Raw genomic sequence first — 11,798 nt, 5'->3', positions numbered from 1 at the left:
GAGCCTGTAGAGAACAAGGAGTCACCGACCATGACCAAGCGGCCCAGTCCGATTTCCGCCACCGTCGACTTCGACGCCGAGGGCGTCCAGCACGGCTTCCTCAAGCTGCCGGTCTCCAACGACGAGTCCGCCTGGGGCGCGGTGATGATCCCGGTCACCGTGATCAAGCATGGCGAGGGACCCACGGCCCTGCTGACCGGCGGCAACCACGGCGACGAGTACGAGGGCATCACCGCCCTGCAGAAGCTGTCGAGCTCGCTGTCGGCCGAGGACGTCCAGGGGCGGGTGATCATCGTGCCGATGATGAACACGCCGGCGGCCCAGGCCGGCCGGCGCACTTCGCCGATGGATGGCGGCAACCTCAACCGCAGCTTCCCGGGGGACCCCGACGGCAGCGTCACCGAGAAGATCGCCGACTACTTCACCCGCACGCTGGTACCGCTGAGCGACGTGGTGCTGGACCTGCATTCCGGGGGGCGCACCCTGGACATCCTGCCCTTCGCCGCCTCCCACGTGCTCGACGACCCCGACCAGCAGCGCCGCGCCCTGGAGGGCGCCAAGGCCTTCGGTGCCCCCTATGCCATGATGATGTTCGAGCTCGACGCCGAGGCACTGTTCGACACCGCCGTGGAACGCCAGGGCAAGATCTTCGTCGCCACCGAACTCGGCGGCGGCGGCACCTCGACACCGCAGAGCCTGGCCATCACCGAGCGGGGGGTTCGCAATTTCCTGATCCACTTCGGCCTCGTCGAGGGCTCCCTGGAGACGCCCGAGGCGCCCCAGGTGTTCCTCGACATGCCGGATGCCAGCTGCTACGTGCAGAGCGAGCATACCGGCCTGCTCGAGCTCACCGTGGCGCTGGGCGAGGGCGTGGCGACGGGTCAGGTCATCGCCCGGGTCTACGACATGACCCGCAGCGGCGCGGCGCCGATCGAGTACCGGGCCGGGCGCGACGGCGTGCTGGCCGCCCGCCGCTTCCCGGCCAACGTCAACATGGGTGATACCATCGCGGTGATCGCCGAGGTCGTCGACTCGCTCGGCTGAACCCCTGACCAGAGACCCCCATGAAGCTCGATCGTTACGACCTGAAAATCCTCGAGATCCTCTCCCGGGATGGGCGCATCACCAAGTCGAAGCTGGCCGAGGCGATCAATCTCTCGGTCAGCCCCTGCTGGGAGCGGGTCAGGCGCCTGGAGAAGGCCGGCATCATCGAGGGCTACGCGGCCCGGCTCAACCCCCGGGTGCTGGTACCGCGCACGCCGGTCTGGGTGCAGATCGAGCTCAAGGCACACAATGCCGAGAGCTTCGCGCGCTTCGAGGCCCTGGTGCATGACACCCCCGAGGTCACCGAGTGCGTGGCGGTGGGCGGCGGCGTGGATTACCTGGTGAAGTTCGAGGCGCCCTCCATCGATGCCTACCAGCGCCTGATCGATGCCTGGCTGATGTCGGACGTGGGCATCGAACGCTATTTCACCTATATCGTCACCAAGACCGTCAAGCGCCCGGCGGCCGGTATCTCGGCGGCCGAGCTGGCCCTCTAGTCGGCGCGCAGCGGGGACTGCGGACCCACAACGTTGATTTCGGGTGACGGAAATGGGATAAGCTGATGACAGGTGGGTCGGAGACCCACGACTGCCGGGCGATCCCACCGGCGTTGACGAATCTTGCGGCGCCGGCGTGTTGGACCTAGCCCGAATGATTCGAGATCGCCTGACGCAGAGAGACCGCCATGTCCTATTTCACGATTGCCGGTGTCCAGATGCATGCCCTGCACCATGGCGACAACACCGAGGCCATGCGCCATCGCATCGATGTGCTGATGAGCCGTTTCCCCCAGGTGCAGATGGTGCTGTTCAGCGAGCTGATGCCCATGGGCGCCTCGCCGCACCACGCCCAGCCCCTGCCCAGCAATGCCGAGGCGATGTTCTGCCAGCTCGCCGAGCAGCACCGCATCTGGCTGATTCCCGGCTCGATGTTCGAGCAGGCCGAGGGGGCCGTCTACAACACCCTGTCGGTGATCAACCCCCATGGGCAGGTGGTGGCCCGCTATCGCAAGATGTTCCCGTTCCGCCCCTACGAGGCCGGGGTGGAGAGCGGCAGCGAGTTCGTCACCTTCGACGTGCCCAACGTCGGCCGTTTCGGGGTGTCGATCTGCTACGACATGTGGTTCCCCGAGACCACCCGCACGCTCGCCGCCATGGGCGCCGAGGTGATCCTGCACCCGACCATGACCGATACCATCGACCGCGACATCGAGCTGTCCATCGCGCGGACCAATGCCGCGGTCAACCAGTGCTACTTCTTCGACATCAACGGCGCCGGCGCCATCGGCAACGGCCGCTCCATCGTGGTGGGGCCCTCCGGGGACGTCATCCACCAGGCCGGCAATGGCGAGGAGGTCATGCCCATCGAGGTCGACTTCACCCGAGTGCGCCGCGAGCGCGAGACCGGCCTGCGTGGCCTCGGTCAGCCGCTCAAGAGCTTCCGCGATCGCCGCGTCGATTTCTCGCTGTATCGCAACGAGGGCGGCTCCAGCCCTTTCCTCGATACCCTGGGGCCACTCGCCAAACCACAGCGCGCCGATATCGAGGAATACTGACTCGCCAGGGACAGGCGCCAACGGAAGAGGAGGTTCCATGCTTACCAGGATCCTGCACGTCCTGCGTCGCCTGTTCGACCAGTCCAGGGCCGCCGGCCCCGCCGGCGCGTCCCCGCCCGACCGGCCCGCCCCCGCCGAGGGGGCGGGACCAGGGTCATCCGCCGATAGCCAGGGAGCGACCACGATGAGCAAAATAACAAGCATCGCCGATGTCCGCCGCCACTTCCTCAACAACAAGGAGCCGATCTACTTCATCTCGGCGACCAACTTCAACCTGCTCGGGATCGGTGACTGGGTGGGGAATTTCCGCCATATCAACTACATCGACTGCTTCGAGGGGCGCCAGCGCAACGTCTTCGTGCCCAGGGAGAAGTTCCCCCGCGACTTCGAGAGCATCGAGGACATCAACAATTACCTGCTCGAGCACAAGGAGGTCATCGACTTCCTCCAGTCCCGGGCCGACGGCGAGAATGCCGGCATCGCGACCTTCCTGATGTTCGACGAGCATACCGAGGACGTCTGCAAGCAACTGGGGCTCAAGGTGGCCTTCCCGCCGGCCGCGCTGCGCTCGCGGATGGACAACAAGATCGAGACGGTGCGCATCGGCAACAAGGCCGGGGTGCCCAGCGTGCCCAACGTCCTGGCCAGGGTGGGCAGCTACCGGGAGCTCTGCGAGGTGAGCCGCGAGCTGGGCGACGACCTGGTGGTGCAGACCGCCTTCGGCGATTCCGGCCACACGACCTTCTTCATCGCCGGCGAGGACGACTACTACAAGCATGCCGAGGAGATCGAGGCCGAGCCCGAGGTCAAGATCATGAAGCGCATCAACTGCCGGGGCTCGGCCATCGAGGCCTGTGCCACCCGCTGCGGCACCGTGGTCGGCCCGCTGATGACCGAGCTGGTCGGCTTCAAGTCACTGACCCCCTACAAGGGCGGCTGGTGCGGCAACGAGATGTTTGCCGGGGCCTTCAGCCAGGAGGTGCGCGACAAGGCCCGCGAGTACACCTTCAAGTTCGGCGAGGCGCTGCGCGAGGAGGGCTACCGCGGCTATTTCGAGCTCGACTTCCTGATCGACATGGACAGCCAGGAGGTCTATCTCGGCGAGCTCAACCCGCGGGTCACCGGCGCCAGCTCGCTGACCAACGTGGCGGCCTTCGCCCACTCCGACATCCCGCTGTTCCTGTTCCACCTGCTGGAGTTCTCGGAGCTGGACTTCGACCTCGACATCGCCGAGATCAACGAGCGCTGGGCGCACCCCGACAGCATCGACAGCTGGAGCCAACTGGTCATCAAGCATACCGAGGAGTCGGTCGACCTCTTGACCCAGGCCCCCCAGTCCGGCGTCTGGAAGATGGCCGAGGACGGCAGCATCGCCTACGACCACTACGATTCCCACCCGCATGCCGCCGAGAACGAACGGGAGGCCTTCTTCCTGCGCATCAGCGGCGAGGGCGACTTCCGCTACGAGGGCGCCGACCTGGGCATCCTGATCACCCGCGGGCGCCTGATGGATGACGACTTCCAGCTCACCGAGCGGGCCCGCGCCTGGATCGAGGGCATCCGCGGCCAGTACGCCGGCCAGTCGCTGCAGGACCCGGTGGTGGAGGAGGTCGCCGTCAGCCATGCGGTCGGCGGCGGCAACTTCAAGATCCTATGAGCGGAGAGCAAGGCACCGCCCCCCAGGGCCGGATGCCGCGGGGCGCGATGGACAAGATGCTGGACTTCCGGACCGTGCGCGAGGACACGCCCGGTGCCCGGTGGAAGTCGCTGTTCGACTACCACTGGCCGGCCTACGAGCGCTGGTACCTCAGCGAGGGCGAGCGCGAGCGGCCGGCCTACCTGGCGTGCTTCAACGCCCTGCGTCGCCATATGCCCGAGTTGCTGGGGACCTACCGGGCCCTCTGCGACCTGGCCGGCGGTGGCGACCTCAGCGCACGACTGCTCAGCCTCTACCGGCCGCCCCCCTACATCACCGGCTGCTCCCAGGCGGTGCTCGCCCGGCCCGGCTCCACGCTGCTGGCGCGCAACTACGACTATCCGCCGGAGCTCTGCGAGGGGACCATCCTCTACAGCCGCTGGAACGAGCGCCGGGTGATCGCCATGTCCGATTGCCTGTGGGGCGTGCTCGACGGCATGAACGACGCCGGCCTGGCCGTCTCCCTGGCCTTCGGCGGGCGCAAGGTGGTCGGCGACGGCTTCGGCGCGCCGATCATCCTGCGCTACATCCTGGAGTTCTGCGACAGCGTGCCCCAGGCCGCCGAGGTGCTGGCTCGGGTGCCGACCCACATGGCCTACAACATCACCGTCGCCGACAGCGCGGGGCGCTACGTGACGGCGATGATCGCGCCGGACCACAAGGCCAGCATCCGCCGCGTGCCGGTGGCCACCAACCACCAGAAGAAGATCGAGTGGTATGCCCATGCGCTGGCCTCCGAGACCCTGATCCGCGAGCGCCAGCTGTCGATCCTGGTCGACGACGCGGCCACCACCGAGGAACGCCTGGTCTCGGCCTTCTTCTCGCCGCCGCTGTTCCGTCACGACTACGGTCGTGGCCTGGGCACGGTCTATACCGCCATCTACCGCCCCGGGGAGGGGCGGGCCCAGTTCCACTGGCCGGGCCTGCACCTGGACCTGGCCTTCGACGACTTCCCGGAGGAACGCATCACCGTGCGCTATGGCACGCGCGGCCTCTATTCGGGCTGAGCCGCAACGCCTCCCCGCAGAACCACGACCGAGAAGGGTGTCGCCATGCAAGAATCGACGCAAACCGAAACCACCTACACCGCCCTGGGCTTCTACCACAAGATCTCCCATCTGCGTGCCGACACCTGGAATGCCCTGACCCGGGACCTGGGCCAGCTGGTGCGACTCAAGGACGAGAGCCGGACGAAGAACCTGATCAAGGCCATCGACGTCAAGCTCACCCGGTTGGAGATCGTCGAGGACTACCACGCCTTTCCCTCCAAGGAGGACTTCCGCCATCTCTGGTCGCTGTTCGAGCGCGAGGAGTACGTGTTGCTTGAGAAGGTGGTCAAGCGCCTGGTCCGGGCGCTGATCAGCGAGTCCTACCGGCGCCGCCACGTCGACCTCAGCGAGACCGACGCCGATGCCGAGGACCTGGAGACCCTCGATGCCCTGGCCCAGCTGCGGCGTGGCCATCCGGCCTCCAACAGCTCGGCCCAGCCCTACTTCGAGCTGTTGATCGTCGACAACCTATCGGCCCAGGAGGAGGAGGTGGTCCGCGAGGCCTTCCGCAACATGCGCCGCCCCGAGGACAAGTTCGTCTATGACGTGGTCACGGTGAGGAGCTTCGAGGACGCCCTGATCGCGGTGCTGGTCAACCCCAACATCCAGGCCTGCCTGATCCGCTACGAATTCCCCTACAAGTCGAAGTACAACCTCAGCGCCCTGCGCAACTACCTGGAGGGGCTATCCGAGCAGGCCCTGGAGAACCAGTCGGAGGCCGACCGCAGCATCCTGCTCAGCTCGATGATCCACGAGCTGCGCCCCGAGGTGGACCAGTTCCTGGTGACCAGCGGCGACGTCGAGGCCACCGCGAGCCGCGACATTCGCTACTTCAACCGCATCTTCTACCGCGAGACCGACTACATCGAGCAGCACCACACCATCCTGCGGGCCATCGACAGCCGCTATCGCACGCCCTTCTTCGATGCCCTTCGCGAGTACAGTCGCAAGCCCACCGGGGTCTTCCACGCCATGCCCATCTCGCGGGGCAAGTCGATCACCCGCTCGCACTGGGCGGGGCACATGATCGACTTCTACGGCATCAACATCTTCCTCGCCGAGACCTCGGCCACCTCCGGCGGGCTCGATTCGCTGCTGCAGCCCTACGGGCCGATCAAGAAGGCCCAGGAATACGCCGCCCGGGCCTTCGGGGCGCGCCAGAGCTTCTTCGTCACCAACGGCACCTCCACGGCCAACAAGATCGTCGTCCAGGCGCTGATCAAGCCCCGCGACATCGTGCTCGTCGATCGCGACTGCCACAAGTCGCACCACTACGGCATGGTGCTGGCAGGGGCCCACGTCAGCTACCTGGACTCCTACCCGCTCAACGACTACTCCATGTACGGGGCGGTGCCGCTGCACGAGATCAAGAAGACGCTGCTGGCCTACAAGCGCGCCGGCCAGTTGCACAAGGTCAAGATGCTGCTGCTGACCAACTGCACCTTCGACGGGGTGGTCTACAACGTGCGCCGGGTGATGGAGGAGTGCCTGGCGATCAAGCCCGACCTGGTGTTCCTGTGGGACGAGGCCTGGTTCGCCTTCGCCACCTTCAACCCCACCTACCGGCCGCGCACCGCCATGCACGCGGCGCGCACCCTGCGTGACCGTTACCGCAGCGAGGCGTATCGCGAGGAGTATGCGGCCTGGAAGGCCGAGTTCGACCGGCTCGACCCGGACGACGACGCCACCTGGCTCGAGCGCCGGCTGATGCCCGACCCCGACGAGGTACGCATCCGCACCTATGCCACCCACTCCACTCACAAGACCCTGACCTCGCTGCGTCAGGGCTCGATGATCCATGTCTACGACCAGGACTTCCGGCAGAAGGTCGAGGCGCCGTTCCACGAGGCCTACATGACCCATACGTCGACCTCGCCCAACTACCAGATCCTGGCCTCGCTGGACGTGGGCCGCATGCAGGCGGAGATGGAAGGCTTCGAGCTGGTGCATGCCCAGGTCGAGACGGCGCTGTCGCTGCGCGAGCAGCTCTACAACCATCCGCTGCTACTGAAGTACTTCCGGGTGCTCAAGAACAGCGACATGGTCCCTGCGGCCTACCGCGAGTCCGGGGTCGAGTCCTACTACGACCCGGTGACCGGCTGGAACCAGATGGAGGAGGCCTGGGCCCGGGACGAGTTCGTGGTCGACCCGACCCGGGTGACCATCGCCATCGGCAACACCGGGGTGGATGGCGATGCCTTCAAGAACGAATACCTGATGAACAAGTACGGCATCCAGATCAACAAGACCTCGCGCAACACCGTGCTGTTCATGACCAACATCGGCACCTCCCGGGGGGCCATCGCCTACCTGCTCGACGTGCTGATGAAGATCGCCAAGGAGTTCGAGTACCGCTGGGAGGACAGCAGCCGGCCCGAGCGCAAGATCATCGAACGCCGGGTGCACTCCCTGACCCAGGAGCTGCCGCCGCTGCCGGACTTCAGCCGCTTCCACGACGCCTTCCGCCAGCGTGCCGAGACCCCGGAGGGCGACATCCGTCGGGCCTACTTCCTGAGCTACGACGAGGAGAACACCGAGTACCTGCGCTTCGACAACGGCGAGCTGCAGGTCCAGATGCGCGAGGGGAGAGACGTGGTCTCGGCCAGCTTCGTGATCCCCTATCCGCCCGGCTTCCCGGTGCTGGTGCCGGGCCAGGTGGTCAGCGAGGCGATCCTGCACTTCCTGCAGGCCCTCGACGTCACCGAGATCCACGGCTACCGCCCCGAGCTCGGCCTGCTGGTGTTCGCCGAGGCCGCCCTGGCCGCCCCGCCGGAGCACTGAATGTCGGCCCCCGGCGGGGGCGCAAAAAAAACCGCAACTTCTCGGGCGCGGAACGAAAAACCTGTCGCGTCCGGGGCGATGCTTCGAAAAGTCCTGACCTTCCACCTCCCTTACCATGACGTCATCGCGCGGCCCCGGGCCGCGGATGACATTTCATCGCCGGCGTGATGACTCGAGGCGCCGGTGCGTCAGGGGAGGTGCCCATGACTCTGTCCAACATGCTTAGCGATCCGCGTCTGTTCCGTCAGTATGCCTATGTCGACGGCAAGTGGACCCACGGCGATGGTGGCCGCGAGGATACCGTGTTCAATCCCGCCACCGGCGAGGCGCTGGGGCATATCCCGCTGCTCGAGACCGAGCAGGTCAGCACGGCCATTGACGCCGCCGAGGCCGCCTTCGCCCAGTGGCGGGCGCTGCGCGCCGACGAGCGCTGCGAGCGACTGCTGGCCTGGTACGACCTGCTGCAGGCCAACCGCGAGGACCTGGCCACCATCATGACCCTGGAGCAGGGCAAGCCGATGCCGGATGCTCGCGGCGAGGTCGAGTACGGGGCCAGCTTCGTGCGCTGGTTCGCCGAGGAGGGCAAGCGCACCTTCGGCGAGACCATCCCCAGCCATATCCCCAATGCGGCCCTCGGCACCCTCAAGGAGCCGGTGGGCATCGCCGCGCTGATCACGCCCTGGAACTTCCCGCTGGCGATGATCACCCGCAAGGCCGCCGCGGCCATGGCCGCCGGCTGTCCGGTGATCGTCAAGCCCGCCCACGAGACCCCCTTCTCGGCGCTGGCCCTGGCCGAGCTGGCCGAGCGCGCCGGTATCCCCGCCGGGGTCTTCAATGTGGTGCTGGGCGAGGCGGCCGAGGTTTCGAAGATCCTGTGCTTCGACGACCGGGTCAAGGCGCTGTCCTTCACCGGCTCCACCCGGGTCGGCCGGCTGCTGCTGGAGCAGTGTGCGAACACCGTCAAACGCGTCTCGCTGGAGCTCGGCGGCAACGCGCCCTTCATCGTCGGCCCGGACATGGACCCCAAGGAGGCGGCCTATGCCGCGGTGGCGGCCAAGTTCCAGACCGCCGGCCAGGACTGCCTGGCGGCCAACCGCATCCTGGTGCACGAATCGATCCATGATGCCTTCGTCGAACAGTTCGCCGAGCGCATGGCGGCGCTCACCGTGGGCAACGGCATCGAGGCGGAAGTCGACCTGGGCCCGCTGATCCACCGCCAGGCCGTGGAGAAGGCCGCGTCCATCGTCGATGACGCCCTCTCCCAGGGAGCGACCCTGGTGGCCGGCGACCAGCGCGAGGCCCCGGGCCCGAACTTCTTCATGCCGACCCTGCTGACCGGCGTGACGCCGCAGATGAAGGTCTGGCGCGAGGAGAACTTCGCCCCGGTGGCCGGCATCACGGCCTACGGCGACGACGACCAGGTCATCGAGATGGCCAACGACACCGAGTACGGCCTGGCGGCCTATGTCTATACCCACGACATCCGCCGCATCTGGAAGCTCCTGCGGGCGCTGGAGTACGGCATGGTGGCGGTGAACTCGGTGAAGATGACCGGCCCGCCCATCCCCTTCGGCGGCGTCAAGCAGTCGGGGCTGGGCCGCGAGGGCGGCGTGACCGGCATCGATGAGTACCTGGAGACCAAGTATTACTGCCTGGGCGCCCTGGGCTCCGTATCCGGGAGCTAGCATCTGGGCTGCGGGCTGCGGGCTGCGGGCTGCGGGCTGCGGGCTGCGGGCTGCGGGCTGCGGCTGCGGGCCATGCCCCCGAGCCGCTCGCTGCCCGTGGCTCGCCGCTCGCGGAGCTCTCTGGCTCCGGGGCTTTAGGGAATCGGCCATCCGAACTCGATGGGCGTCGGGGGCAGGTCGCAGTGAGGGTCTTTTGCCATGGGTGAGGCGGAAGGAGAAGAACATCCAGTGAATGTTCTTCCCGCCGAACGGGTTGGCCACGGATGGCCATCCCAGGCCCTGCAAGCGGAGCAGGACGCGAGAGCGCCGCAGGGCAAAAGTAGCGCCCAGGGATGGGTTTACAGCGCCCTCACGGAGGCCTGCCGCCGGGGAGCCCCTTCTTGCATTGGCCTAGTGGCGAAAAGAATCACCAGACCAAAGACAACCCGAGAATGACGAACACCCTCCCCGGCGGAGCCGGGGAGTCATACTGGAGAAGCGCATGACCACCCATCAGGAACTGATCGACCGCGACCGCAAGGTGACTTTCCACGCGTCCACCCACCTGCGTGACTTCGCCCATGGCGACGCACCGGGGCGCGTGATCACCGGCGGCAAGGGAATCCATATCATCGACAAGGACGGCCGCGAGTTCATCGACGGTTTCGCCGGGCTGTATTGCGTCAACATCGGCTATGGTCGCACCGAGGTCGCCGAGGCGATCTACCAGCAGGCCCTGGAGATGGCCTACTACCATACCTATGTGGGCCACTCCAACGAACCGCAGATCGCGCTCTCCGAGAAGATCCTCGAGCTCGCCGGCCCCGGCATGTCCAAGGTCTACTACGGCATGTCCGGCAGCGATGCCAACGAGACCCAGCTCAAGATCGTGCGCTACTACAACAACGTGCTGGGGCGGCCGCAGAAGAAGAAGGTCATCGCGCGGATGCGCGGCTACCACGGTTCCGGCATCGCCTCGGGCTCGCTGACCGGGCTGAAGGCCTTCCATGATCACTTCGACCTGCCCATCGACACCATCCGGCACACCGAGGCGCCCTACTACTACCATCGCGCCGCGGAGCAGGAGGGCATGACCGAGCGCGAGTTCTCGGCGCATTGCGCCGGCAGGCTCGAGGAGATGATCCTCGCCGAGGGCCCGGAGACCGTGGCCGCCTTCATCGGCGAGCCGGTGCTCGGCACCGGTGGCATCGTGCCGCCCCCGGAAGGCTACTGGGAGGCCATCCAGGCGGTCCTGGCCAGGTACGACGTGCTGCTGATCGCCGACGAAGTCGTCTGCGGCTTCGGCCGCATCGGTGCCGACTTCGGCAGCCACCACTACGGCATCAAGCCGGACCTGATCACCGTGGCCAAGGGCCTGACCAGCGCCTACCAGCCGCTCTCCGGCGTGATCGTCGGCGATCGGGTCTGGCGCGTGCTGGAGCAGGGCACCGGCGAATACGGCCCCATCGGTCACGGCTGGACCTACTCCGGTCACGCCCTGGGCTGTGCGGCCGGTCTCGCCAACCTGGCGATCATCGAGCGCGAAGGCCTGACCGCCAACGCCGCCGAGACCGGCGCCTACCTGCAGCGGCAGATGCAGGCCGCCTTCGGCGACCACCCGATCGTCGGCCAGACCCGCGGCGTGGGCATGCTGGCGGCCCTGGAATTCTCCGCCGACCCGGCGCGGCGTCGTCACTTCGACCCGAGCCGGAAGGTGGGGCCGCGCGTGGCCGCCGCCGCCCTGGAGGAGAACCTGATCGCCCGGGCCATGCCCCAGGGGGACATCCTCGGCTTCGCACCGCCGCTGACCACCAGCCGCGCCGAGGTCGACGAGATCGTCGCCCGCACCCGCCGCGCGGTGGACAAGGTCACCGATGCCCTGGTTCGGGAGGGCGTCCTCCAGACCGCCTGACACCGCCCGGTGTCCATGCCAGTCGCCGCGGGGATCCCCCCGCGGCGCGCTTGTTGGGGAGCCGCCCATCGACCATCATGGCGGATGCCGGGGCCCC

8 protein-coding genes are annotated in these 11,798 nt (G+C 67.1%); all 8 read left to right on the top strand.

Annotated features, from left to right (window positions below; translation table 11 throughout):
• The first annotated feature begins 30 nt into the window (after positions 1 to 30).
• The 8 genes from doeB (at position 31) to OCT48_RS15090 (ending at position 11,701) form a co-directional block, all read left to right on the top strand.
• Positions 31 to 1,044, top strand: a complete 1,014-nt coding sequence (gene doeB, locus OCT48_RS15125) for a N(2)-acetyl-L-2,4-diaminobutanoate deacetylase DoeB (RefSeq protein WP_263589957.1) — start codon at positions 31 to 33, stop codon at positions 1,042 to 1,044.
• A 20-nt stretch (positions 1,045 to 1,064) separates the two neighbouring features.
• Positions 1,065 to 1,541, top strand: a complete 477-nt coding sequence (locus OCT48_RS15120) for an Lrp/AsnC family transcriptional regulator (protein WP_263589956.1) — start codon at positions 1,065 to 1,067, stop codon at positions 1,539 to 1,541.
• A 188-nt stretch (positions 1,542 to 1,729) separates the two neighbouring features.
• Positions 1,730 to 2,599: a carbon-nitrogen hydrolase family protein gene (locus tag OCT48_RS15115; protein ID WP_263589955.1), complete on the top strand. Its 870-nt coding sequence runs from the start codon at positions 1,730 to 1,732 to the stop codon at positions 2,597 to 2,599.
• Positions 2,600 to 2,636: 37 nt separating this feature from the next.
• Entirely contained in the window at positions 2,637 to 4,256 is a 1,620-nt protein-coding gene (locus tag OCT48_RS15110; RefSeq protein ID WP_263589954.1) for a biotin carboxylase, read from the top strand.
• A gap of 47 nt (positions 4,257 to 4,303) precedes the next feature.
• Positions 4,304 to 5,302: a C45 family autoproteolytic acyltransferase/hydolase gene (locus OCT48_RS15105; RefSeq protein WP_263589953.1), complete on the top strand. Its 999-nt coding sequence runs from the start codon at positions 4,304 to 4,306 to the stop codon at positions 5,300 to 5,302.
• 45 nt (positions 5,303 to 5,347) lie between these two features.
• Positions 5,348 to 8,125, top strand: a complete 2,778-nt coding sequence (locus tag OCT48_RS15100) for an aminotransferase class I/II-fold pyridoxal phosphate-dependent enzyme (protein WP_263589952.1) — start codon at positions 5,348 to 5,350, stop codon at positions 8,123 to 8,125.
• 203 nt (positions 8,126 to 8,328) lie between these two features.
• Positions 8,329 to 9,810, top strand: coding sequence for an NAD-dependent succinate-semialdehyde dehydrogenase (locus OCT48_RS15095; protein WP_263589951.1), 1,482 nt, complete (start codon positions 8,329 to 8,331; stop codon positions 9,808 to 9,810).
• 481 nt (positions 9,811 to 10,291) lie between these two features.
• Positions 10,292 to 11,701 (top strand): aspartate aminotransferase family protein, encoded by a 1,410-nt coding sequence (locus OCT48_RS15090; protein WP_263589950.1) that lies wholly within the window; start codon positions 10,292 to 10,294, stop codon positions 11,699 to 11,701.
• The last annotated feature ends 97 nt before the right edge of the window (positions 11,702 to 11,798 follow it).

This window comes from Halomonas sp. M4R1S46 (genome assembly GCF_025725685.1).
Lineage (GTDB): Bacteria > Pseudomonadota > Gammaproteobacteria > Pseudomonadales > Halomonadaceae > Halomonas.
Note: the sequence above shows the minus strand (reverse complement) of the source record. Positions and strands in the feature narration are given on the sequence as shown.

Bases quoted from the DNA above. Each gene is read 5' to 3' on its own strand.
- doeB (WP_263589957.1), top strand. From the start codon at position 31: ATGACCAAGCGGCCCAGTCCGATTTCCGCCACCGTCGACTTCGACGCC.
- OCT48_RS15120 (WP_263589956.1), top strand. From the start codon at position 1,065: ATGAAGCTCGATCGTTACGACCTGAAAATCCTCGAGATCCTCTCCCGG.
- OCT48_RS15115 (WP_263589955.1), top strand. From the start codon at position 1,730: ATGTCCTATTTCACGATTGCCGGTGTCCAGATGCATGCCCTGCACCAT.
- OCT48_RS15110 (WP_263589954.1), top strand. From the start codon at position 2,637: ATGCTTACCAGGATCCTGCACGTCCTGCGTCGCCTGTTCGACCAGTCC.
- OCT48_RS15105 (WP_263589953.1), top strand. From the start codon at position 4,304: ATGGACAAGATGCTGGACTTCCGGACCGTGCGCGAGGACACGCCCGGT.
- OCT48_RS15100 (WP_263589952.1), top strand. From the start codon at position 5,348: ATGCAAGAATCGACGCAAACCGAAACCACCTACACCGCCCTGGGCTTC.
- OCT48_RS15095 (WP_263589951.1), top strand. From the start codon at position 8,329: ATGACTCTGTCCAACATGCTTAGCGATCCGCGTCTGTTCCGTCAGTAT.
- OCT48_RS15090 (WP_263589950.1), top strand. From the start codon at position 10,292: ATGACCACCCATCAGGAACTGATCGACCGCGACCGCAAGGTGACTTTC.